The organism is Capnocytophaga sp. oral taxon 326 str. F0382 (assembly GCF_000318295.1).
Lineage (GTDB): Bacteria > Bacteroidota > Bacteroidia > Flavobacteriales > Flavobacteriaceae > Capnocytophaga > Capnocytophaga periodontitidis.
Genome location: NZ_KB291407.1, coordinates 121,934 through 145,995 on the forward strand (window position 1 = coordinate 121,934; position 24,062 = coordinate 145,995).

Consider the following 24,062-nt stretch of genomic DNA (forward strand, 5'->3'; position numbering starts at 1 on the left):
TTTTTTAACTTAGCTAAAGTTTTAAAGATGAGTTATATTGGGATATTTATATAAATACTCTCTACTCTTCCTCTGCTGCCCAATCATAAAAACCGCTTTCTCGCAATTGGGCTTCATACTGCTGAATAGTTTTCTCATCGTACTTTTCTCTTTGGATAAACTTTCCTATTTCAAAATAGATGTCTATTGGGTTCAGTCCATAAAGGTGAGCGATGAGGGTTGCTAAGTTTCTATCAGAGTAATGCTCATAAAGCACATAAGTCATTAGCCTAAAATCTGTTTCCTCTATCTTTGGGAAAGCCTTTTTGATAAACTGAAGTGATTTCTCAAACCACACTTTTTCAGGGGCTACTACCTTATTCAGCCAGTCGGTATACCACATCTCAAAGGTGAGTTTTTCTCCTTTTTCATTAAATTCAGGCGACAGTCCGCCATAATCCTGACGACTATCGAGCCATATATAGCCTTTTTCTTTACCATTCACCACCAAAAGATAAGAAGCGCCGTGCCCTATATGGCATATTTGCAAGCAACCGCTAATGCGCTTTGTATCCATATAGGATTCCACCTCCTCTGGCGTAGGGCGCTCACCACCGTCCCAATCAATACTATTAAGCCATTCCTCTTCATTCCAATGTTCGGTGTAAGGGAAAGGCGTAAAGAGGTCTATAGTCCGGTCTTTCCACATCAAATCTTCCGTTGCTTCTTTAAGGGAACGCAGTCCGTAATCGGGACCCACACAGCCATTGGCGATTTGGGTGATGAAAGTGCGATAATCTGCAGGGAGAGTGATACGATTTTCTTTCTCTATTTTGGCTACTTTTGCTTCTTCCAATACGGGATTCATATATATACCGCCAAATCGTTTTAGCTGAGGAACTTCTAAGATGATTTGTATTTTCTTTTTGATTTCTTCTATATTTATACTATGCTGAATTGTGTGAATAGTGCTCGCTGTTATTCTCTTTATCCTGCTACTCCAGACTCTATAAACACCAATTTTTGATTTTTCCATTTGAATCTCCAATAAGTAGCGCTTTCTATAACTTCGTATTCACCAATATCGTATACTTCTTTGATTTTATCTTCAGATACTTTTTCAGAATAGCCATCTTCAAACCACACAATCTCTATCTCATTGCCTTCTATAGATATAGAATATTTGTTACTCCCCTTAAAATTATCAACCTTTATACTATAATATCCTTGATTTTTAATCCAATGAATATCATCTATATCTATTTTAGCAATGGTTTTACTAAAATATTCATTATAGTTGTCTTTAGGAATAGGACTATTACCTTTTTGAGCTTCTGCTTTTAAACTTCGCAATGCCTCTAATAGTTTTTCTCTATCAGCTTTTAGTATTGCAGTGCGTTCTTGAAATAGCTTTACATTTTGTTCTTCCACTGCGTTGAGTTTCACCTTACTATTGTCACTCATAGGCTTATACCACGGTTTTTCATTAAAGTAATTGCTTATTTCGTAGTCTTTAAACTTATAGCCTTTGCGAGCGTAGAGGTCGTTGGTGAGGAAGCGCAATTCATCTATGCTCAATTTGCTGATTTGTTGTTCCTTAATCACTTTGGTGGCACAAGTGGCGCAATCTTTTAGCTGTGCCGTAGCGTTTAGTGAGAACAACACTATTGATAAGAAGTATAAGTGTTTCATTGTAAAGTAATTTTTCGCAAATATACTGATTTTTTTTAACTTAGCTAAAGTTTTAAAGATGAGTTGCGAGAAATGAGTTGAAGGCTATATATCAAAGACATTAGCTTGAGACTTGTTTTTTATACATTTTATTGAAGATGCTCACTAAAAAACGCCTCCAACTTATCAAACGGAATTACTCCAGCTTGATTGTCGTAAAAATCGGTGTGACGTGCATTAGGGACAATTAGCAGTTCTTTTTTCTCAGTTCCAATTAACTTGTAGGCATCTTCACTCATATAGCGAGAATGGGCTTTTTCTCCTGCAATCATAAGGGTTGGCACCTCAATTTCGTTGGCATACGACAGTAGTGGAAAATTCATAAATGAAAGCAGGGTAGTAGCTGTCCAAACGTGATTAGAAACTGAACGCTCGTGGAAACCTCGTGGCGTTTTGTAAAACTCAATATAATCATTCAAGAATTCAGGTACTTTATCCGATGGGGTGTCGGGCATAGGGTAACCTGGAGTAGGGGTTACTGCCTCGGCATCCTTCCAACGGATAGCATTGAGCGAACGTTTCATTTCCAAACGTATTTCGGGTGTATTGGCATCAAAATAACCTTTGCTAAAAACACGTGACATATCGTACATTACCATAGTGGCAACAGCCTTGATACGTGTATCGATAGCTGTAGCATTCAGTGCAAAGCCACCCCAACCACAAATGCCGATGATTCCTATTTTTTCTCTATCGACAAAAAGTTGAATTCCTAAGCAATCTACCGCTGCCGAAAAGTCTTCGGTATTGATATCAGGCGATGCTACATTGCGAGGTTTTCCACCACTTTCTCCCGTATAAGAAGGGTCGAAAGCTAAGGTTACAAAGCCTCTTTCAGCCATCGTTTGGGCGTAAAATCCTGAGGCTTGTTCTTTTACAGCTCCAAAACCACCGCAAACAGCAAGGGCAGCAAGTTTTTTATCTTCGCTGTTTTTCGGGAAATACAAGTCGCCAATAAGGGTGATACCATAGCGGTTTTTGAATGACACTTTTTTGTGTTCAACTTTATCGCTTTTAGGGAAAATCTTATCCCAAGAAGCAACATTTACAGGGTTTTCAGTGTTTGAACTCATATTATTGAAATTTTAGTTTATACGATTTATTTATTATGAATGAAGACACTCTTTACTTTTGCGTATTCTTCTTAAATACAAGCCTATAACCAAGTATATCAATGTTGGAATAAGACCAAAAAGAGGGGATACTAAAAGTGTTTTATCGGGTGAAATAACAGTAAATCCTTCTGAAATGAGAGGGTTAAGAGCGTCTTTCATTGAGTGCATCAAAACTACCAATAAAAGTGAACGCGAGAGAAAGAAAATTTCGGTGTACATTATTGTCCAAACAGCAATAACCACAAAACTCACAAAAACAAATAACACTTTGCTATAAGGGAAAAAGGTTGCCTGATAAGCATCGTCTAAGAATATGAGATTGTATGGCAGGTGCCATATTTGACAGACGAATGCCACCACTACATAAATCACCCATTCGTTTTTGGTGAGTTGTTCCATTTTTACAGTGAGATAACCTCGAAAAGCCGTCTCTTCTAAGATATTTTTGATAAAAATGGGTAAGAATGCAGTAGCAAAAACAGGGAGATAGGTAGCAACACTGAACTTGCTCACATCTACCCAACCTAATAGCTTACCAACAAACAGTGTTATACCAATAACCACGGGATAGACTGCAATAGCAAAGATATACCAGCGAGTGTTTTGCTTGAAACGAGGTTTTAAAGGGAAATCTTTCCAACCATCGCCACCCAAAAGGCGGAGCAAAATCATACACACAATAGGAGAAGCAATAAAAATCCCTGATCCCAAAGACTCTAAATTAGAAGGTTCGCCAAGCAACTGGTTTACTCCAACGCCTATCCATCCGCAAGAGATGGCTACCAAGCTAAATAGGATTACATTCCGAAGTGTTTTTTTATTGGTTCTCATATTAAGGCAGATTTATTTTAATATTTCTAAAATTTTATCTTCGTCGTAAACAAGCATACCCACTGCGACCAATGAAGCGATACCGTGTGCTAACATCCAACCTTTAGCAATGTCATTCTTCAGCTCTTCATCGGATAGATTTTTGCATTCCTCACTATTTTTCATTATTTCTACCACTCGCTCACTTTCTGGAAAAATGTCAGTAAGTTTTACATTGGTAACATTATCCATATAAAAAGCCTTGAATAGGGCAGGCTCGGTGTATGCCATCCGCACGTATCCAAGTCCTAAATCCAAAAGAGTATTGCCTGTTTTTGAGTAACTGAGTACTACACTTTGCAGGAAGGGCAGTGCCTTTTTGCAGATTTCGGCTTTAAGGTCATCCATATTTTTATAGCACCAATAGATGGGCTGAGTGGAACAACCTATTTGCTTAGCAATATTTCGGGCTGAAAGCACTGCAAAACCCTCTTTTCGCACCATCTCAAAAGCAGTTTCTATAATTATTTCCTGAGTTATTGTTGTTGATTTCGGCATAAAACTTTGTTATAACATCTGTAATATAACACCTGTTATTTTTTTTGCAAAAGTAGTACAAATTTTCAAACCTGCAAATTTTTAATCAAAAAAGATTTATCCTATACGGCTTGCACCGTCATTCGTCATTCGTATTTCGCAATTGCGCCAACTGTTCTTTGGCGTTTAGCCTATTAGTTACTTCCTTATCACTGATGATATGTCCGTCTTTCAGCACTACGGTGCGTTTGCTAAATTGGGCAATATCATCTTCGTGGGTTACGAAGCCTATGGTGCTACCTTGGTCGTTGAGGCGTTGAAAAAGCTCCATTACTTCATAGGAAGTTTTGGTATCGAGGTTTCCAGTTGCCTCATCGGCGAGAAGGATTACGGGGTGATTTACAAGGGAGCGCGCAATGGCTACCCGTTGTTGCTGTCCCCCTGAGAGCTCACTGGGCAAGTGGTTCAATCGGCTTTCTAACCCCACACTGATAAGGGCTTCGATAGCGCGCTCACGGCGTTCTTTGGCTGATACTTTAGGGTTGTACATCAGCGGGAGTTCTACATTCTCAATGGCTGAGGTACGGGCTAATAGGTTATACGACTGAAAGATAAAACCTATTTTCGTGTTGCGTATATGTGCCAAATCGTTCTTGCTCATATCTTTCACCGAGATACCATCTAAAATGTAATCACCAGAAGAGGGGCGGTCTAAGCACCCTAATATGTTGAGCAAAGTTGATTTACCCGACCCACTCGGTCCCATAATGGTTACAAACTCGCCTTCTCTGATGGTCAGGTTGATGCCTTTCAGGGCGTGTACCGTCTCGTTGCCCATCTGGAAGTTGCGCTTCATATCGCGTATATCTATAATGGCTTTTTTCATCTATTTAGCTTTTGAATTGTTTCTATTAGGGCGTTTTGGCATAAACGGACTGCTGCTATCGCTGTTCTTACTGTCGCCTCCAGCCACTTGCGGGCGGTCGCCTTGCAGGTTAGTGGCTACTTTCTCACCAACGTTGAGTCCACTCACTACTTGTACGTTGATACCATCATTACTACCTATGGCTATGGCTTTTTGGGCAAGACTACCATCGGTGTTCACTACCCATACGTATTTTTGTTTGCCCTTGCCGTGTTGTACTTTAGGAACTTCAGCTGTAATACCTTTTTGAGCGTAATATTGTAGTAACACATCGGTATCAGGAGTGAAGTTGATAGCTTTGGCAGGGACAATAGTTACGCCTTTCAGTTCATTAGTATAAATAGCAATGGTCGCGGTAAGTCCTGGTTTGAGCTTTTCATCAGGGTTTTCAGCCTCTACTATCACTGTATAAGTTACTACGTTTGATGAGGTGGTAGGCGATAAGCGCACTTGGGTTACCTTCCCCAAAAACTCCTCTTGAGGGTAAGCATCTACGGTGAAACTCACGCGTTGTCCTACTTTCACTTGTCCTATATCGGCTTCATCTACATTCACCTCCACCTGCATACGCTTGATGTCTTTGGCTATTTTGAAGAGCGTAGGCGCACTCATTGAGGCGGCTACAGTTTGTCCTTCTTCAACTTCTTTGCTGAGGATAATTCCATTGATAGGCGAATAAATATTGGCATACCCCAAATTGGTTTTCGCCTGATTGAGGGTCGTAAGGCGTTGTGCTACATTGCTCTTCGCATTGTTAAACTGATACAACGCTTGCTCGTAGTCCGATTTGCTAATCACTTGGGCATTGTACATTTTTTGCTGACGCTCGTAATTCTGACGGTAATAATTCAGCTCATTGAGTGCTGAATTGTAGTTAGCCGTAGCATTGATAACGTTCTCTTGTAGATTGGTCTTGTCGAGTTCCGCTAATAGCTGTCCTTTCTTTACTTGGCTGTTGTAATCCACATAGATTTTGCTCACCAACCCTGATACTTGCGTACCTACTTCTACCTCGTCTACCGGTTGCACACTACCCGTAGCAGTTACTTCGGTAGTAACATCACCTTGGGTAACCTCATCGGTTTGGAGGAGAATAAGGGTAGGTTTTTCCTTCATAAAAAATTGATATGCCGCAAAAGCCACTACCGCTAATAGCGCAATAATAATAATTTTTTTGATGTGTTTTTTCATTGTATTTAGTTGTTAGTCATTAGTTGTTAGACAAAGTTCTTTAGATTATTTTTTCAGAAATATGAGCATCGCTACATTCCCTCTCCTTGGGAGGGGGTTAGGGGGAGGACTCCCATATAAAACTTCAGCAACTGTACATATAATGCCGACATATATTTGTTTTGCAAATACGTTTGTTCGGCAGTGAGGTAGGCGTTTTGGCTCACGAGAAGTTCAGTATTAGTGAGTCCGCCGAAATCGTGTTTTTTCACTGCCAAATCGTAAGCTAATTTAGCATTATCGCGAGCCGTACGCGAGGCTGCTTGTTGCGCTTGGTGAGTGGTGGCATTCTGCCAAGCAGTTTCTATCTTGGCATACAATTCTTTTTCAGCTTGTTGTTCTTCCAAAATAGCTTGTTGCTGGGTAATCTTGGCGAGTTTCACATTGTTCTTGTTTTTGTTTTGTGAAAAGATAGGAATATTAAGTGTAGCTCCTATCGTCTGACCGAAATTACTATCTAATTGCGTGCGATAACTCAAATCGTTGAGGTTTGAATAACCAGTGTTTACGCCTGCTTGTAGCGATAGGGTAGGGGCATAACCCGCTTTAGCTATTTTGATATCCTTTTTAGCTATCTTTTGCTGTGATTGATAGATTTTTAAGTTAGGGAGCGTTTCTTTGGCTTGAGCAAATACCTCGTCTTTATTAGGGATAATCGTTGTATCCTCATCGTTAGGAAGGTCGAGAGCAATAGCAAAGTCGCTATTAGGAGGGAGCTCTAAAAGTTGTTTGAGCGTTAGCACACGGTTAGCATACTGATTCTCCGCCTGAATGATAGCGTATTCATTGTTGGCGTGACGCGTTTCTATCTCTGCTAAACTGAGTTTAGCTATCGAGCCATTGGCGAACTTAGTTTGTGCTTGCTTGAGTTCTTCAGCCGAGGAGAGCGCTGTGTTTTTGGCTACTGCAATCCCTTCATAGCTGTAAAGCACTTGCAAGTAGGCTTCCAGCACACTCAGGGTGATGTTGTTCTTCGCTTCTTGCACATAGAGTTCGTTCTGCTCAAGCAACAGCTTGCTGCGGTCTATTTGTAGATTCAGTTTATTCCCTTGATAGAGAGGCACAGAGGCTGATACCCCAAAGTTGTTGGAGAACGTACGGCGCGATACCCGTTCGTTAGAAATCTGGTTGATTGCAGACCCGTTGTTGAGGTTTGCCGATGCCGACCCGCTCACCGTAGGTAAGCGGTTATCCTTTGCCTGACTGAGGTTGATTTCAGCCGTTTGCTGGTTGAGTTCTGTTTTCTTTACAGAGATGTTGTGCTGTACCGCATAGTTGATACAATCATTTAGCGACCATTGTTTGGATTGCGCTGTTGTCCATAAAGGGAGAAATAAGAGAGATATGTATAAAATTCTTTTCATAGTCTTTAGTTTTTTTAGATGAAAGAAGAAGGTGAAAAAGATATTAGGATAGTACGATGAAAATTATCACCCTCTTCTTTACAGTTTAATAACCATTTTTTATCATTTAGCTGATGCAAAGATAGCTTGTAAAGATAGGGGAAAACAAACTTTATCGACGAAAAGGTTAATTTTGTCGACGAAAAGGTGAAATCTCTCTATCTCGAAAAAATCTCTTATGTAATTTGCTAATTATCAAATTGGCTAATTGACAAATTATTGCTACCTTTGCCCCCGATAAAGAAATATGTAATGAAAACAATTCGTATAGGTACGCGTGATAGTGAGTTGGCTCTTTGGCAAGCTAAAACCGTACAACACCAATTAGAAGTTTTAGGATACTCCACTGAAATAGTTAGTACTAAGTCTCACGGCGATATAGAACTCAGCAAACCACTCTACGAAATGGGAGTTACAGGTATCTTCACTAAAGCCTTGGATATTGCCCTGCTCAACGGTGAGATAGATATAGCAGTACATAGTATGAAGGATGTGCCTACAGCTTTACCCAGCGGGATTGTAGTAGGAGCAGTACTCAAGCGCGGGAATCCTCACGATGTGTTGGTCTACAAAGGTGATCTTTCGTTTTTAGATGCCGAAATAGCAACCATCGCTACCAGCAGTTTGCGACGCAAAGCACAATGGTTGTACCGCTATCCACATCACAATATAGAAAACTTGCGCGGCAATGTGAATACTCGCTTGCAAAAACTCTCCGATAACCCTTGGAATGGGGCTATCTTTGCAGCAGCAGGCTTGGAACGCATTAATAAACTACCTGAAAATCACTTGCGACTCAATTGGATGCTTCCCGCTCCCGCACAAGGGGCTATAATGGTGGTTGCACGCGAAGACAGCGTGCCGTTGCAAAATATACTCTTACGCATTCACGATGGTAATACATATACAGCAACACAGGTGGAACGCGCTTTCCTCCGCGCTTTAGAAGGCGGTTGTACAGCACCTATCGGAGCTTTTGCTCAGTACGACGGACAACAAAAAGTGTATTTTAAAGGCGGATTGTGGAGTGAAGATGGTAAAAAAGCGGCTGTAATAGAAGAAATTCTCACTCAAATAAACGAACATACGGGTGAGCAACTCGCCGAAAAAGTAAAATCCAAATTTGAAAATTGATAAATTAATTATTATGTTATATATCAAACAATTATTACAAAACGGAAAAAGCATACACGAGGAAATTACCCTCAAAGGTTGGGTGCGTACCTTTCGCAGCAACCGATTTATAGCCCTCAACGATGGCTCTACTATCGATAACCTCCAAGTAGTAGTAGATTTTGAAAATACAAACCCCGATATACTCAAACGCATTACCACAGGGGCAGCTATTGAAGTAAAAGGGAAATTAGTAGAAAGTCAAGGTAAAGGTCAATCGGTAGAGTTACAAGCTACCGAGGTAGTGATTTTAGGTGATAGCAATCCCGAAGAATATCCTATCCAGCCTAAAAAACACTCATTGGAGTTCTTGCGCGAAAATGCTCACTTGCGTGTGCGCTCTAATACTTTTAGTGCTGTGATGCGCGTGCGTTCTACTTTGGCTTTTGCTATACATAAATACTTTCAGGACAACGGATTTTTCTATGTGAATACACCTATTATCACCGGTAGTGATGCCGAAGGTGCTGGAGAGATGTTCCGTGTAACTACTTTGGATGCTAAAAATCCACCACTTACCGAAAATGGTGAAGTAGATTATAAAAAAGATTTCTTTGGTCGTGAAACAAACCTCACTGTATCTGGTCAGTTAGAGGGAGAAACCTTTGCAATGGCGCTCGGCAAGATTTATACTTTTGGTCCTACTTTCCGTGCCGAAAATTCTAATACTTCACGTCACTTAGCTGAATTCTGGATGATAGAACCCGAAATGGCGTTCTACGATCTTATTGACAATATGAATTTAGCTGAAGATTTTATCAAATACGTACTCAAATATACTTTAGAAGTGCGTCGTGACGACCTTGAGTTTCTCGATAAACGTTTCTTAGAAGAAGAAAAAACCAAACCGCAAAACGAGCGCAGTTCTATGTCGCTTATTGAAAAACTCGAATTTGTAATTCACAATGAGTTTAAACGTGTGAGCTATACTGAAGCAATTGATATTCTCAAAAATAGCAATCACAACAAAAAGAAGAAATTCCAATATCCTGTAAACGAATGGGGAGTAGATTTGCAAAGCGAACACGAGCGTTACTTAGTAGAAAAACACTTCGAGTGCCCTGTAATTCTCTACGATTATCCAGCGAATATCAAAGCGTTCTATATGCGCTTGAATGAAGATGGTAAAACAGTACGCGCTATGGATATCCTCTTCCCTGGTATTGGTGAAATAGTTGGAGGTTCGCAACGTGAAGAGCGTTACGATGTACTCAAACAAAAAATCGCCGACCTCAATATGGATGAGCAAACGCTCTGGTGGTATCTCGACCTTCGCAAATTTGGTACAGCTGTACACAGTGGTTTTGGTCTTGGTTTTGAACGTTTGGTACTCTTTGCTACAGGAATGACTAACATTCGAGATGTGATTCCTTACCCACGTACTCCACAAAGCGCCGAGTTTTAAAAAATGATTATAATAAAAAAGAGGGTTATCGCTGCGATAACCCTCTTTTTTAGTAAAAAATATCTTACATAGAGTATTTGTTTACTTTTTCTTTAGCTTTGATAAGATCAAGACCAAGACTGTTGATTTTTTGCTGTTTGTCAAGCAATTTACCTTTTAGCTTAGCTTCGTCTTGAGGAGAAAGAGTACCTTTAGCTTTCTTCATATCAAATTTAGATTGCTCTTTCGCTAAATCAGTTTTAGCTTTTGCTATTTTAGTTTCTACTTTAGCAACTTCACTGTTAGCTTTGTTCAAATTTTCTTTTTTCTTTTGAGCTTCTTTTTCTGCCTTAGCTTTAGCTTTTTCAGCTTTTTCTTGTTCTCTTTTAGCTTTTTCTTGAGCTTTTTTAGCTTCTTTTTCAGCTTTTTCTTTTTCTTTAGCAGCTTTTTCTTCAGCTTTTAGCGCTTTTTCTTGTTCTTTTTGTAATTTTTGTTGTGCTTTAAGCTGTTCTTTTTGAGTTTTAAGGTCTGCTTCAGAAGTTGTTTGCTCAACATTGGTTACTACTGGAATAGTAGTATCGGTCATAGTGCCCATTTCGTCTACTTGGGCTAAAGATACCTGAGCTACTAAAAGCCCAGCAAATAAAGTGATTGTACGTAATTTCATATTTGATAATATTATTTAGTTTTACAGTGCAAAAGTAAATAAAAAATATTTACAATTGTCTTTTTTACAAAAGTTTAACACAAAAAAAGTCGCCTACTAATGAGGAGTGGCAGGCGACTTAGGGAGTAATTAAAATATAAATAGTTATGGATTATTGAACATTTCCTCTGATACGCAAACCTTTTACAGGCTCTTTTTTAGCGTTAGAAGTTACAGTAATCGTTTTGCTGATTGGGCCAACACGATTAGTGTCGTATTTTACTTCAATTTTCCCTTTAGCTCCAGGTGCTACAGGTTGATTTGTCCAAGAAGGAACAGTGCAACCGCAAGAAGAAGCTACGTTAGTAATTACGAGCGGTGCTTTACCAGTGTTAGTAAATTCGAACACACGCACGCCGTCGGCACCTTGTTTGATGTTACCGTAGTCAATTTCTTCAGATTTGAAAGAAATCTCAGCGTCTTGGGCATAAGCCATTACACCAAAAAATGCTAAAAATACAAATGTTAAAAACTTTTTCATAGTATAAAAATTAAAATAAATAAGTTTGTTTTACGAATAAAATAGTCACAATAACCGTGCCAAAACACTATCTTCTAAATCCTATTACCTAAATTATATCTCCTAAATCCTTATTTGCATAATAATAAATTAATTTGTACCTTTGCACAACTAAAAACTAAAAAACTGATGAAATATCTAATAACTTCTATGCTATTGGTAGCTACAGCTACTCTCTTTGCTCAACAGCAAAACCCTACCGATTGGGAACTCTCAGGACTCAAAGCTAAGGTGAAAACGATGCGAAGTATTCCTTATTTAGTAACTGCTCAAGGGAAATCTTTTGTCAAATCTGCTGTCGATGCCGATTTGGATACGGTAAACAAAATCGCTAACCTCGAAAACCTTCAAAAAGATTTTAACCCTAAAGGTTTCCTCTCCCAAACTCGTTTCTTCTTCAAGAACGGTGACCTTTATAGCCGTATGGACTACTACTATAATCCTCAAGGTCAATTGTTTGAAACTCGCTACAACTCCGATAAAACCCTTTATGTCTACAACCCTCAAGGCTACCTCATCAAAGATGCTACCTACTCTCCTGGGGGCTTCCTCAAATCACATTACACTTATCAGGTAAATGCTGAAGGACAAATACTCAAAGAAGAAACTTATCGCGCTAATCAGTTAGAATCTGTGGTAACTTATACTTATAACAAACAAGGTGATCCTCTGGAAATGCGCTATAGCGATGCGCAAGGTAACTTGTTGCAAATAGTAAAGAATAAGTTTAACAAACAACACCAACTCTTGAGCAATCGTGTGTATGATAAAGATAATAACTTAGTGAGTACCACTACAAAAAAATACAACGCCAAAGGAGATTGTGTGAAACTACAAGCAGAAACCAAACTGCCTAAAAAACAGAAAAATGTAGCAACTTATGAGTATAAATACGATACTCAAGGTAATTGGATTGCCAAAACGACCTTCATCAATGGCGACCCCCGACAAATTATAGAACGTACTTTCACTTATTATGAATAATCTTCACTTCTTCGGTGTACGACACTTGTCGCCATCAGCTGCCTATCACCTCTTGGATTTCTTAGAAAAAAATAAACCTAAATGTATCCTTATCGAAGGTCCTGCTGATGCCACCCCTCTGATGCCTCAAATCGCTCAGAAAGGGGTGAAACCGCCTATCGCAATGTTGGGGTATACCACCGAACTACCCATAGAAACGGTGCTTTATCCTTTTGCTACTTATTCTCCTGAGTACCAAGCGATATGCTGGGGCGTAAAAAAGAAAGTCACCCTTAGGTTTATCGACTTGCCTACCGAAAATATGCTCAAACTCCGCCAAGAACAACCCTCCGACGAGGAAGGCGAAAAAGCACGTGAGTTCTATAAGTATCACAATACACTCTACAAACAACTCGCCGAACAGGTTGACGAAACCGATTACGAAAACTATTGGGAACGCCATTACGAACACAATCTCAATACCGATACTTTCGCCCCCGCTTTGGCATTGCAGTCGGGCGAAATGCGCCAAATGGTAGTAGATAAAGAATGCGAAGAAGCACCGTTTGACTTTTCGTATAACCTTATTCGCGAGGCGTATATGAAACGCGAAATTGCCAAAGCTTGCACCGAGTTCAAACCCGAAGAAATAGTAGTGATCGTTGGAGCTTACCATTTGTTAGGTATCCAAAATAACCTACCTCTAATGACCGACGACGAGCTTAAAAAACTCCCCAAAGCTACTGCTCAACTTACTCTAATGCCTTATTCCTACCTCCGCCTCAGCAACCGTACGGGGTACGGAGCAGGCAATATGGCGCCTTACTACTTTGAACTGATGTGGTGCGCGATGCAAACCAATACAATGGATAAACTCGCGGCAACCTATCTTACCAAGGTAGCCAAAATACTCCGCAATCAAGGACAAAATGCCTCTTCTGCCAGCGTAATTGAAGCCGTGCGACTCGCCAATGTGCTCTCCGCGATGAAAGGCGGTACTTATCCCGTACTCGAAGACCTCCACGATGCAGTAGTAACTTGCTTTGGTGGCGGTGGACTCTCCTTGGTAGCCGAAGCTATCAACAAAGTAGATATAGGTACAGCTATCGGGGCATTGCCTGAAGGGGTGAGCCAAACGCCCGTGCAGGAGGATATGAATCAGGAGCTGAAACGCTTGAAACTCACCAACTACAAATCGGCAGTAGCACAAGACCTCTCTCTTGACCTCCGCGAAAACCTCAAAGTAAAAACCAAATACGCTGCTTTCATCGACCTAAATCGCTCTACTTTCCTCCACCGTTTGGAAGTCTTGGGAATTCACTTTGCTACCCAACAACGCATACAACAAGACAAAGCCTCGTGGGCAGAGAAATGGGTGTTGCAATGGAGTCCTGAAGTAGAAATAGAAATCGTTGAAGCTAACCTCAAAGGTGAAACACTTGAAATTGCAGCTGCCTTTATACTCAAAGAACAACTGAGCGAAGCAACCGATCTTTCGGTAGTAGCCAAAATCATCAGGCAGGCTTGCGAATGTCAGCTTACGCATATTTTTGGCAATGCACTCAGCACTTTGCAAAGCCTTTTGGTAGATAGTAATAATTTTGCCGAAACTGCTTTTGCTGCTCACGAACTCTCAATGCTCATTCAGTATGGCGATTTGCGTCAGTTTAACCTCGAACCGCTGAAACCTATCTTGCAACAACTCTTTTTGCGCGCTTCTCTATTATTGATAGATGCTTCATCTTGTGATGATAAAGCCTCTAAACCAATCGTAGAAGCGATAAATACAATGGAGTTCATCTCCGAACAACAATACGAGCTTGTAGATACCGAAACGTGGCAAAAAGAACTTACTCACCTTGCGTGGCGCGACGATGTAAATACCAAATTATCAGGGGTAGCCTTTGCAATATTGTTAGAACACAATTTAACAACTGAAGAAGAATGCGCACGTGAGGTATCACGCCGCCTTTCAGCAGGTGTTCCCGCCGATTTAGGAGCATCGTGGTTTGAAGGATTTTCTGGAAGAAATAGATACGCATTGTTATCGCGTACAATTATATGGCAAGAGTTAGATAATTATGTACGCCAATTAGACGAAGAACAGTTTATGCGCTCAGTAGTGTTCTTGCGCCGTGCTTTCGCCGATTTTGAGCCTAACCAAAAGAATAGTATAGCTGAATTATTAGGAGACCTTTGGGGGACTGGAAAAGAAGCAACAGCCGAACTTTTGCAAGAAGTGCTTACGGAAGAAGAAAATACCAAATTAGACGAACTTAACGACTTTGATTTTGATTTTTAAATATATGAAAGAAGTATTTACCTTATACCGAAAATTGCGTGAGCGACAACTCAAATTGCTCAATAGCTTTACCCCAGAAGAATTGGCAATCATTCCTGCGGGCTTTAAAAATAATATCTTGTGGAATCTCGCTCACTGCGTAGTTACCCAGCAAAATTATTGTTATGCCAATAGCGACCTGCCTACTTATCTCACCCCTGAATTTGTAGAGCGTTATCGCAAAGGCACCATCCCCGATGGGCATATTCCTACTGCTGCCGAGATAGAGGAACTACAGCAACTCCTCATCCGCACTGTAGATTTACTCGAAACGGATTATCACAAAGGAATTTTTAAGCATTATAACCATTATGTAACAGGTATAGAGTATGAACTCAATACCATTGAAGAAGCGATTTACTTCAATATTTCGCACGAAGGGGTACATTTGGGAAGCGTATTAGCTTTAAAATGTGCCATCAATACAATGAAAAATAAATAAAATTAGTCTGTGCGACTTACACAAAAAAAACTTTGTCAAAGTCCTTAAAGCCTACCGAGCTACGGTCTTTGACAAAGTCTATAAAATTTTCTAATTGTTTGTCGTACTACTACTGAAATAAAGCATTGCTTACTTCATTGAGGCTACATTCTTTTTGAGTGCCCTCTAACATATTTTTCAGTACAAAAGTACCTTTAGCGAGTTCGCTTTCGCCTATAATCACCACATAAGGAATATTACGCTTGTTAGCATACTCCATCTGTTTCTTTATCTTGGCGGCATCGGGGTAGAGCTCTGCAGTTTTGCCAAGTTGACGCAATGCTTTAAGCAGTTTCATACTCTGTAGCGCTTCAGCATCGCCAAAGTTGATACAAAGCACCTCTACAGTACTGTTGAGCGATTCAGGGAAAAGATTCAGATCTTCCATCACCAACCCGATGCGGTCTAACCCGAAAGAAATACCTATCCCACTGATACCTTTGAGTCCAAAAATACTGGTGAGGTCGTCGTAGCGTCCACCGCCACCAATAGAGCCCATTTGCACACCTGCAGGAGCTCCAATTTCAAAGATAGCTCCCGTGTAGTAATTGAGTCCGCGAGCGAGGGTAACATCGAGGTCTAAGATAGCTGTTTGTAAACCGAGTTGGGCTATTTGTTGGGCTATAAACTCTAATTCTTCTACACCTTTCAAACCTGTTTCCGAGCTTTTGAGAATCTCTTTTAGGGCAGATAGTTTTTTGGTAACTGTTCCTTTGAGAGTGAAGATAGGTTGCAATTTTGCAATAGCTTCCTCACTAATACCTCTTTCTTTCATTTCTTTGATCACACCCTCTTCGCCTATTTTATCAAGTTTGTCGAGAGCAACCGTAAAATCGGTGAGTTTATCGCTTTCACCTATCATTTCGGCAAAGCCACTAAGGATTTTTCGGTTGTTCATTTTGATAGTTACCCCTTTGAGATTGAGGGCTGTGAATACAGTGTCGTAGAGTTGTACGAACTCCACTTCCTGCCACAAACTGGTGCTGCCTACTACATCGGCATCACATTGGTAGAACTCTCTAAAACGTCCTTTTTGTGGACGGTCAGCACGCCATACAGGTTGTATTTGATAGCGTTTGAAAGGGAAAGTTAGTTCGCTTTGGTGTTGTACTACATAGCGAGCAAAAGGAACTGTAAGATCATAGCGAAGGGCTTTTTCGGAGAGTTGAGGAGTGAGTTTTTGAGGGTTTTTAGCCTCCCAATCTTCTTGGTTTACTCCTTGTGTAAAATCGCCTGAATTGAGTATCTTGAAGATAAGACGGTCACCTTCTTCGCCATATTTGCCCATTAGGGTATTGTAGTTTTCAAAACTTGGGGTTTCTATAGGTTGAAATCCAAAGGTATTGAAAGCATTTTTGATAGTGTTAATAATAAAGTTGCGTTTAGCTACTTCAGTAGGTGAAAAGTCGCGAGTACCTTTCGGTATGCTTGGTTTTTGTATTGCCATTATAATTATATTAGTGGAGTGCTTTTTTTTAGTAATTTGTTATAGACGGTTCTTATATTTTTTTTGATAATATTCCAAGTTTCTTTCTGAAGACTAATGACATTATTGTTTTCAAATTCTTCATTATCGGCATCATCAAAATAAATAAGAGAACGCATTATCATTTGCATATTATTGATGTTATACTTCCTTTTATATAATTCAAGTATTTCATCAAGATTATATTCTTTTAATAGTTGATGTAAATCATAAAAGTCTTTTTTAGACCCCCTACCTACGATAGCATTCATTTTCATTGCACAAATATCTTCTTTAGAAGCTAAACGAATTCCATCAATAGTTTCAATATTGAAAAAAGAGTAAGGATATTCTATAATATCAACTTTGATATGATCAATATACATAAAAACTCCTATTTTAGAAATACTATTTAAATAAACATTATCTCCAAAAATATTTTTAATCTCTCCAAAAAGAGCAGTATTAGCATCTTTACTTGAATTTTTGTTGTATCTAAAGATGTCTAAGTCAACTGAAATACGATGTTCATATCGAAAAGCTAAATTAGTACCCCCCACTAAACAATAATCAGAGAGAAGTTCTAACTCCATCAGTTTTCTAAGCAGTTTTTTTTGAGGCTCTTCTATGGCTTTGCTGTCTTTTAGTAACATAATTATAAATATATCTGTAATAATTTCTACATACAGCATCAACTTCAGGAGAGCGTTCTACTGCTTTTAGAATATCATCTAGAGAAAAAAGACTTTCGATGAAATGTATTTCCTTATCAGTGCCACGCATTAGGGTGCGAGCAATCATAAAGTACTTGTTTTTTTTTAAGCTAAGATCTTCAAAGCGGCAGTCCCAAAATACACGGGGATGAATATTGGCTTTGAACTCTTTGTCTAAGATGTCTAAATCTGTGGTCATAGTTTTGTTGTTTTATAGGTTTTTGGCTTCTTGCCAATAGGTCTCCATTTCTTGCAAGGTCATATCTTTGAGCGATTTGCCTTGTGCCGTAGCTTTTTCTTCTAAGTACTGAAAACGTGCAATAAACTTGCGATTGGTGCGCTCTAAGGCATCTTCGGGGTTTACCTTTAAAAAACGAGCATAGTTGATGAGGCTAAACAGCACATCGCCAAACTCACTTTCTATATTGCTTTGCTGTTGGGCTTTTACTTCAGAGTGTAGCTCATCTATTTCTTCTTTTATTTTTGCAAAAACATCGTCGATATTGTCCCAATCAAAACCTACACCAGCAGCTTTATCTTGTATGCGAGTGGCTTTTACTAAGGCAGGCAGACTCTTGGGAACACCACCCAAAACACTCTTGTTGCCTTCTTTGAGTTTTATTTTTTCCCAATTGCGCTTTACATCCTCCTCGTTGTTTACTTGCACATCGCCGTAGATGTGGGGGTGTCGCTCAATGAGTTTTTCGCATACGCCATTAGCTACATCGGCGATGTTGAAACTGTTGGTTTCACTACCGATTTTGGCATAGAAAACGATGTGCAAGAGCAAGTCGCCTAATTCTTTTTTTACTTCTTGGAGGTCGTTGCTAAGGATAGCATCGCCTAATTCGTAAGTTTCTTCAATAGTGAGATGGCGCAAACTCTGCATTGTTTGCTTTTTGTCCCACGGACATTTAGCGCGTAGGTCGTCCATTATGTTGAGGAGTCGCTCGAAAGCTACTAATCGTTCGTCTTTCATATCAATCCGATGAATTTACTTCGGGCGAGGAGGCTGGCGCCTAAAAGTCCTGCTTTTTCACCCAATTTAGATACTTTAATAGTGGAATCTTGACTTACTAAGTTTAATGAATATTTTCTAATGGCACTTCGCAAGGGGAGCATTAGGTAGTCGCCGGCGTAGGCGAGTGTTCCTCCAATAACAACCAATTCGGGGTTGAAAAGGTTGATGAGCCCCGCGATATGTTTGCCTAAAGAGTTTCCTATTTCTTCAATCAGCTCAATGGCGAGCATATCTTCTTGTAGGGCAACCTCTATGATGTCGTTCAAACTTACGGGTGCTTTGGGGTCGTATCCGTTTTTTTGAGTAAGCAAAGAGGAGTGTCCGCTGTGCAGTTTTTCCAAGAACTTGCGGTGTAAGGCTAAGCCAGAAGCTTCTGTTTCTAAACAACCTTTTTTGCCACAATGGCAGAGTATTTCGTTGCCAAAGGCTGGAATATGTCCAAACTCTCCTGAAAATCCTGATTTTCCATAGTATAGCTGTCCGCCTACGATAATGCCGAGCCCTAAGCCCCAACTAACGTTTACATACAAGATGTTTTTCTCGCCGTTTACACATCCTTTGATATATTCACCGTAAGTCATTGCACGAGAATCATTATCGATAGAAACATTGATATTCAGTTCGTTCTCAAACATTTCGGTAAGAGGGCGTTCATCGAAATAGAAACTGCTATAACTATGCCCCGTGAGGGTGTTTACACGTCCGGAGATATTGATACCCATACTGAGGATTTTGTGTTTGGGTACTTTTGATTTGTGAATAAATTGATTGATGATTTCACAGAGTCTTTGAAATCGTTCTTGAGGCTGAGATTCGGTGAAAGGAATAGAGAGTTCTTCACAGATGAGTTCACCTTTGAAGTCGGTGACACCTATATTTACGTGAGAATGGCATATATCTATCCCGATGAAGTAGCCAGAGCTTTGGTTGAGCCCATAGATATTGGGGCGACGACCTCCAGAGGTTTCTATTTTACCAAAATCCATTACGATGCCGTCGTCAATGAGTTCACCTACCATTTTGGTAACGGTGGGCACGCTGAGATCTAATTCTTTACCAAGGTCGGCAAGAGTGTTGTCGCCATTGTTGATGTAGTAGCAAATGATATCCTTTTTAAGGGAAGCACTGCGAATGCCTGCTTTTATATCATCTAAAAATTTAAGTCCCATAATTTGCTATTTTATTATATATTAATTACGATGGCAAAGTTAAGGATATTTTTTTGAATTGAAGCAAGAATTAGAGATTATTTTTTTGTGTTGAGAATTGATTATAAGTTAATTTTACTTTGCAAAAGTCTTTAAACTTTGATAAAGTTTGTGATACAAAGATGATTTTGAGTCTATTTACTGTTTTTTACTACAAAATTTTCAGCGATGATATAGCCTCCCGTCCAAGCGTTTTGAAAGTTGAAGCCTCCTGTAATAGCATCGATATCGAGTACTTCGCCAGCTAAATAGAGATGAGGGTGCAGCTTGCTCTCATAGGTTTTGAAGTTGATTTCGGAGAGTTTTACCCCTCCAGCTGTTACAAATTCTTCTTTGAAAGTAGCTTTACCTTCTATAGGAAAACGGCATTGGGTAAGTATTTTGGCAAGATGGTGCAGTTGCGATTTGTTGAGCTCTGCCCATAGTTGTGCAGGAGCAATACCAGCGCTATCTAAAAGGGAATTCCACAAGCGTTTAGGGAGTTCAAACAATGTGAAATTTTGCATCGTTTTGCGTCCGTTTTGTTGTTTGCAATCTTGTAAAAAGAGAAGCGTTTCGTCGTAAGTAAGTGTCTCGCTGTTGTGAGCAGTGAAGTTCACTTCCATCAGGCATTGGTAGTTACATTCTGCTAATATGCGAGCTCCCCAAGCTGAGGCGCGCAACACCGCAGGGCCACTAAAACCATTGTGTGTGAAGAGCAGTGGAGCGGTTTCGGTGATTTTGAGCGATTTACCTCCTTGGCTAAACAAGTGTACTGTAGCATTTACTGCAATTCCTGAGAGCTCTTTTGCCCATTGAGTAGAAGTGTTAAAAGTGAAAAGTGAGGGAACAGGGGGGATAATTGTATGCCCTAAAGAAGCTAACAGTTGCCATATTTTAGGGTTGCTGCCCGTGCTAATTACCAAATTACGAGTCTTATAGGTTGAGTTAGATGTAGTGATTTTCCAACTTTCGGAAGTAGGGGAAAGGGCTTGTACGTTCTGTTGAGTGAAGACTTGAATGTGGTGTTTTTTGATTGCGTTGAGAAAGCAGTTTACAACGCTTTCCGAAGAATTAGAAGCGGGAAATACACGACCGTCTGGTTCTGTTTTGAGAGAAACACCGTGTGCTTCAAACCATTCCATAGTATCACCGCACATAAAGCGATGAAACGGACTAAGGAGTTCCTTACTGCCTCGCGGATAGTTCTTTACGAGTTCTTGAGGGGTAAAAATAGCATTGGTGAGATTGCAACGCCCCCCACCCGAAATTTGCACTTTGTGGAGCACATTTTTACTTTTTTCGAGGATAGCAATTTTAAAATCAGGACGGTTTTCGGCGGTATTAATAGCGGTGAAGAAGCCTGCAGCTCCTCCACCGATAATGATTAGGTCATACATTCAATTAATAATTAATGGGAGATTATTTTACTCCAATAAAATTGAATTTATCGTCGAATTTGAGTTCTTGATCGTCAGTAAGTTCGGCTTCGTATCTCTTTTTGGTGAGATTGCGGGATACTTCTTTGATAGATTCAAAAGGGAAGGTGGCGCGTACGTGAGCCAATATTTTTTCGGGTACTACGTGATCAGGTACTTTGCCGTGACGCGCTTTGAGTTCTTTCCAATCGCCGTTGCCATTGAACTCTATTTCAAGTCCGTCGCGGAAGATAACAGTGTACTCCTCGTCGTTGTAATCAGTATCTTTCCAAACAGAAGCGATATGGTCTACCAGAAAATGTTCACGCACGAAGTTGATAGCATCGGCAGGAAGGTCGTTAAAAGTTACTTTAGAGTCTTGAGCAGATGCAGCGCTAAAGCTAAGTGTAGCAGCGATGAGTAATAAAAAACGTTTCATTTGAGTTGTCTATTTTTTAAGTGTTTAACTGTTTAGTTTTAAGAAAGTCAATAGGGATTGAACAATCAATAGAGAAATTATCTAGCTTTAACAAAATTGAAATTTTCGTCAAAATTAAGTTCTTTTTTATTAGAAAGTTCAGTTTTGTACCCTTTTTTATCGAGATTGCGTGATACTTTTCTGACAGACTCAAGAGGGTAATTAGCTTGTATATAGCCTAATACTTTTTCAGGAACTAAGAATACTGAAAATTTTTCATTGTTTATTTTAGCTTCTTTCCATTCGCCGTTGTTATTAAACTCGATTTCAGTTCCATCATTAAAAATAACAGTGTATATGTTGTCATTGGTGTTTTTCCATACTGAAGTAATATCATTAGCTAAGGAGCGATTATCTATATAGTTGATAGCTTCAGACGGAAGATCGTTAAAAGTTATTTTTTTGTTTTGAGCAGAGGCTGCACTAAAAGTAAGTGTAGCAACGATGAGTAATAAAAAGTATTTCATATTTAGTCGTCAATTTTTAAGAAATTACCATTTAAGTTAAAGAGAAGTTCTACGTTGTTAGTAAGGTCGATTTCGTATTTGGTACGCCCTTTTTTGATTTCTTTAATCATTGCTTTAGGGAACTTTTTGTGTACGTATTTAGCTATTTTAACAGGAACGATTTTAGGTGATACTTGTCCGTTACGGGCTTTTACTTCTTTCCAGTTGCCATCAGCGTGAAATTCTACTTCAGTGCCGTCGGCAAAAAGTACAGTATATTCTTCTACTTTACCTTTTTCAGTATCTTGCCATACCGAAACGATATCGTTAGCAGAAAAATATTGATTTACAAAAGTTTGTGCGTTGGCAGGCAAGGCGCTGGCAGGCACAAGTCCTTCGTCCTGAGCAGTAGCTATTCCAAAAACTAATAATGAAAAAGCTATTGTTGATAGTGTTTTAAGTGTATTCATCTTTTTTAGAATTAAAATGTTTATGGCGACAAAAGTAGATAAAAATATTAAGAGAGCAAAATGAATTACATTTTTTATTTTTTATTTGATAAAAAGTTGTACATTTGCGCACAAATTTTAATGTTCTTTTTATACAATGAAAAAAGTAATTTTATCAGCTTTGTTTTTAACGACAATAGCGATGGAAGCTCAGCAATCGTTTGCAGGGCTTAGAGAGAGTTATTACTCTGGAGTGATACAAACCACAGCAAATCCTGCTTATATGATTAGCAGTAAGCGCCCTTGGGATGCTAGTTTGTTTTTGGTAAATTTTGGTTTGGCGAATAATGCTATCAAAATGGATACCGACATTACTAAAAGTTTTAATGACTTTACACGTAATGATGCAAATAATCCTTTGCTTAGAGAGCGTATTGATGCTAAAGTAAATGTAGATGTGATGGGGCCTTCACTTTATGTGAAAATCAACGACCAACACACTGTGGGAGTTTTTTCTCGTGTACGTGCATTAGGTAACGTGAGAAACTTTGATGCTAAACTGTTGCAGTCAATCTTTACTGATGCTGAAAAATTAGACTTGGATCAGTCTTATCAGTTAAATTTGAACAACCAAGAAATAGCAGCGCATATTTTTTCAGAAATAGGATTTTCTTGGGCAGGTGAGCTCTATTTTGATGGGCATAATGCTATCAAAGCAGGAGCAAGTTTAAAAATAATACAAGGCTCAGGTAATGTGTATGCAGGTTTTAGAAACTTTGAAGGGGCTACGGCTTCACTTACAGTGGATAGATCTACTAAAAGTACCATACTTAATATCCAGTCTCACAATGGGGTAGTAGAAATACTTAATGGAGGAACAAGTTTAGTAGATACTGATAATATCAATGCGAGCGATTTGTACTTTAAGTCTAAAGCGTCTACTGTAGGATTTGATTTAGGGGCTACTTATGAGTATAAAAAGGATGGTTGTCCTCGTTGTCATAACAATTCTCACGATTTGAGAGTAGGGGTTTCTATAATGGATATTGGAAGATTGCAATATACACCTACTAAAGATTCACAACGTTATCGTATGCCAGCTTCTGGTGTAGCTAGCCTCACAATGGATGACTTATCAGAAGAAAAACTAAAAAATACCTTTGGAGATAACGCTGCAGTTACCGAGAAGATAAAAGTATCTTTACCTACTTCTTTGAACTTGAGTGTAGATTACCGTATAGCGCAACCTTTCTTTGTGAATTTAGCTACCCGTTTCAATCTTACTAATAAAAGCAATGCTTATACAGCGGCTTATGCTAATGAAGTTTCGCTTACACCACGTGTAGAAACAGAGTACTTAGGGGCTTATTTACCTCTTTCGTATAACCAAATTTCAAAAACAAATATCGGTCTTGCTTTGCGTTTAGGTCCTTTTGTAATAGGTTCTAACACTATATTGAGTAATCTTACTAAATCAGCTAAAGATTTGAATTTCTTCTTTGGAGTGAGATTTGGACACAGAGCTTATCAAAGTATTTAATCATTTGATATCAATTATAAAATCGGGGAGAGTTTCTTGTGAAACTC

At 39.4% G+C, this 24,062-nt stretch carries 25 protein-coding genes; 6 read left to right on the forward strand and 19 right to left on the reverse strand.

Annotated elements, in window-relative coordinates; translation table 11 throughout:
* Positions 1-61 precede the first annotated feature (61 nt).
* The 8 genes from HMPREF9073_RS07460 to HMPREF9073_RS07495 all read right to left on the reverse strand — a co-directional run bounded on the left by HMPREF9073_RS07460 (position 62) and on the right by HMPREF9073_RS07495 (position 7,691).
* Positions 62-1,015: a hypothetical protein gene (locus tag HMPREF9073_RS07460; protein WP_009750856.1), complete on the reverse strand. Its 954-nt coding sequence runs from the start codon at positions 1,013-1,015 to the stop codon at positions 62-64.
* Positions 967-1,671: a YARHG domain-containing protein gene (locus HMPREF9073_RS07465; RefSeq protein WP_009750857.1), complete on the reverse strand. Its 705-nt coding sequence runs from the start codon at positions 1,669-1,671 to the stop codon at positions 967-969. The genes HMPREF9073_RS07460 and HMPREF9073_RS07465 overlap by 49 nt, the downstream gene beginning before the upstream one ends.
* Before the next feature lie 128 nt (positions 1,672-1,799).
* Positions 1,800-2,783: an alpha/beta hydrolase gene (locus HMPREF9073_RS07470; RefSeq protein ID WP_009750858.1), complete on the reverse strand. Its 984-nt coding sequence runs from the start codon at positions 2,781-2,783 to the stop codon at positions 1,800-1,802.
* 33 nt (positions 2,784-2,816) lie between these two features.
* Positions 2,817-3,656, reverse strand: coding sequence for a type II CAAX prenyl endopeptidase Rce1 family protein (locus HMPREF9073_RS07475; RefSeq protein ID WP_009750859.1), 840 nt, complete (start codon positions 3,654-3,656; stop codon positions 2,817-2,819).
* 12 nt (positions 3,657-3,668) lie between these two features.
* Positions 3,669-4,193, reverse strand: coding sequence for a TetR/AcrR family transcriptional regulator (locus HMPREF9073_RS07480; RefSeq protein WP_009750860.1), 525 nt, complete (start codon positions 4,191-4,193; stop codon positions 3,669-3,671).
* A 118-nt stretch (positions 4,194-4,311) separates the two neighbouring features.
* Positions 4,312-5,058 carry an ABC transporter ATP-binding protein gene (locus tag HMPREF9073_RS07485; protein ID WP_009750861.1) on the reverse strand — a complete coding sequence of 249 codons (747 nt, stop codon included), beginning with the start codon at positions 5,056-5,058 and terminating at the stop codon, positions 4,312-4,314.
* The gene (locus HMPREF9073_RS07490; protein ID WP_009750862.1) at positions 5,059-6,288 is read right to left on the reverse strand and encodes an efflux RND transporter periplasmic adaptor subunit; all 1,230 of its coding nucleotides are present in this window, start codon (positions 6,286-6,288) and stop codon (positions 5,059-5,061) included.
* A gap of 71 nt (positions 6,289-6,359) precedes the next feature.
* The gene (locus tag HMPREF9073_RS07495) at positions 6,360-7,691 is read right to left on the reverse strand and encodes a TolC family protein (RefSeq protein ID WP_009750863.1); all 1,332 of its coding nucleotides are present in this window, start codon (positions 7,689-7,691) and stop codon (positions 6,360-6,362) included.
* Positions 7,692-7,982: 291 nt separating this feature from the next.
* Between HMPREF9073_RS07495 and hemC the strand changes: the two genes are divergently transcribed.
* A complete protein-coding gene (hemC, locus tag HMPREF9073_RS07500; protein WP_009750864.1) occupies positions 7,983-8,864 on the forward strand; it encodes a hydroxymethylbilane synthase in 882 nt (293 codons plus the stop codon).
* A 13-nt stretch (positions 8,865-8,877) separates the two neighbouring features.
* Positions 8,878-10,308 (forward strand): asparagine--tRNA ligase, encoded by a 1,431-nt coding sequence (gene asnS, locus HMPREF9073_RS07505; protein ID WP_034555604.1) that lies wholly within the window; start codon positions 8,878-8,880, stop codon positions 10,306-10,308.
* Between the two features lie 64 nt (positions 10,309-10,372).
* Here asnS and HMPREF9073_RS07510 read toward each other — a convergent pair whose 3' ends face one another.
* Together HMPREF9073_RS07510 and HMPREF9073_RS07515 are read right to left on the reverse strand one after the other, a co-directional pair.
* On the reverse strand, positions 10,373-10,954 hold the full coding sequence (locus tag HMPREF9073_RS07510; protein WP_009750866.1) for a hypothetical protein: 582 nt from the start codon (positions 10,952-10,954) through the stop codon (positions 10,373-10,375).
* A gap of 151 nt (positions 10,955-11,105) precedes the next feature.
* A complete protein-coding gene (locus HMPREF9073_RS07515; protein ID WP_002681708.1) occupies positions 11,106-11,474 on the reverse strand; it encodes a DUF1573 domain-containing protein in 369 nt (122 codons plus the stop codon).
* Positions 11,475-11,642: 168 nt separating this feature from the next.
* On the opposite strand from HMPREF9073_RS07515, the gene HMPREF9073_RS07520 reads away from it, so the two are divergent.
* From HMPREF9073_RS07520 to HMPREF9073_RS07530, 3 genes are read left to right on the forward strand one after another with little or no spacing between them, the layout of a single operon-like run.
* Positions 11,643-12,497 carry a hypothetical protein gene (locus HMPREF9073_RS07520; protein WP_034555605.1) on the forward strand — a complete coding sequence of 285 codons (855 nt, stop codon included), beginning with the start codon at positions 11,643-11,645 and terminating at the stop codon, positions 12,495-12,497.
* Complete coding sequence (locus HMPREF9073_RS07525) at positions 12,490-14,778, forward strand: DUF5682 family protein (protein ID WP_009750868.1); 2,289 nt, start codon at positions 12,490-12,492, stop codon at positions 14,776-14,778. Before HMPREF9073_RS07520 ends, HMPREF9073_RS07525 begins: the two co-directional genes overlap by 8 nt.
* Before the next feature lie 4 nt (positions 14,779-14,782).
* Positions 14,783-15,259 carry a DinB family protein gene (locus tag HMPREF9073_RS07530; protein WP_034555607.1) on the forward strand — a complete coding sequence of 159 codons (477 nt, stop codon included), beginning with the start codon at positions 14,783-14,785 and terminating at the stop codon, positions 15,257-15,259.
* A gap of 109 nt (positions 15,260-15,368) precedes the next feature.
* Here HMPREF9073_RS07530 and hisS read toward each other — a convergent pair whose 3' ends face one another.
* The 9 genes from hisS to HMPREF9073_RS07575 form a co-directional block, all read right to left on the reverse strand.
* Complete coding sequence (gene hisS / locus HMPREF9073_RS07535) at positions 15,369-16,745, reverse strand: histidine--tRNA ligase (protein WP_009750870.1); 1,377 nt, start codon at positions 16,743-16,745, stop codon at positions 15,369-15,371.
* 5 nt (positions 16,746-16,750) lie between these two features.
* Positions 16,751-17,416 carry a nucleotidyl transferase AbiEii/AbiGii toxin family protein gene (locus tag HMPREF9073_RS07540; protein ID WP_034555610.1) on the reverse strand — a complete coding sequence of 222 codons (666 nt, stop codon included), beginning with the start codon at positions 17,414-17,416 and terminating at the stop codon, positions 16,751-16,753.
* Positions 17,364-17,675 (reverse strand): hypothetical protein, encoded by a 312-nt coding sequence (locus HMPREF9073_RS07545; protein WP_034555612.1) that lies wholly within the window; start codon positions 17,673-17,675, stop codon positions 17,364-17,366. The genes HMPREF9073_RS07540 and HMPREF9073_RS07545 overlap by 53 nt, the downstream gene beginning before the upstream one ends.
* A 12-nt stretch (positions 17,676-17,687) precedes the next feature.
* Positions 17,688-18,455, reverse strand: a complete 768-nt coding sequence (mazG, locus tag HMPREF9073_RS07550) for a nucleoside triphosphate pyrophosphohydrolase (RefSeq protein ID WP_009750872.1) — start codon at positions 18,453-18,455, stop codon at positions 17,688-17,690.
* The gene (locus HMPREF9073_RS07555; RefSeq protein WP_009750873.1) at positions 18,452-19,666 is read right to left on the reverse strand and encodes an ROK family transcriptional regulator; all 1,215 of its coding nucleotides are present in this window, start codon (positions 19,664-19,666) and stop codon (positions 18,452-18,454) included. The genes mazG and HMPREF9073_RS07555 overlap by 4 nt, the downstream gene beginning before the upstream one ends.
* A gap of 173 nt (positions 19,667-19,839) precedes the next feature.
* The gene (locus HMPREF9073_RS07560; RefSeq protein ID WP_009750874.1) at positions 19,840-21,084 is read right to left on the reverse strand and encodes an NAD(P)/FAD-dependent oxidoreductase; all 1,245 of its coding nucleotides are present in this window, start codon (positions 21,082-21,084) and stop codon (positions 19,840-19,842) included.
* A gap of 22 nt (positions 21,085-21,106) precedes the next feature.
* Positions 21,107-21,541 carry a PepSY-like domain-containing protein gene (locus tag HMPREF9073_RS07565; RefSeq protein WP_009750875.1) on the reverse strand — a complete coding sequence of 145 codons (435 nt, stop codon included), beginning with the start codon at positions 21,539-21,541 and terminating at the stop codon, positions 21,107-21,109.
* 77 nt (positions 21,542-21,618) lie between these two features.
* Entirely contained in the window at positions 21,619-22,047 is a 429-nt protein-coding gene (locus HMPREF9073_RS07570; RefSeq protein ID WP_009750876.1) for a PepSY-like domain-containing protein, read from the reverse strand.
* 2 nt (positions 22,048-22,049) lie between these two features.
* The gene (locus HMPREF9073_RS07575; RefSeq protein WP_009750877.1) at positions 22,050-22,496 is read right to left on the reverse strand and encodes a PepSY-like domain-containing protein; all 447 of its coding nucleotides are present in this window, start codon (positions 22,494-22,496) and stop codon (positions 22,050-22,052) included.
* Between the two features lie 136 nt (positions 22,497-22,632).
* Here HMPREF9073_RS07575 and HMPREF9073_RS07580 point away from each other — a divergent pair, with 136 nt between their 5' ends.
* Positions 22,633-24,015, forward strand: a complete 1,383-nt coding sequence (locus HMPREF9073_RS07580) for a DUF5723 family protein (RefSeq protein WP_009750879.1) — start codon at positions 22,633-22,635, stop codon at positions 24,013-24,015.
* Positions 24,016-24,062 lie beyond the last annotated feature (47 nt).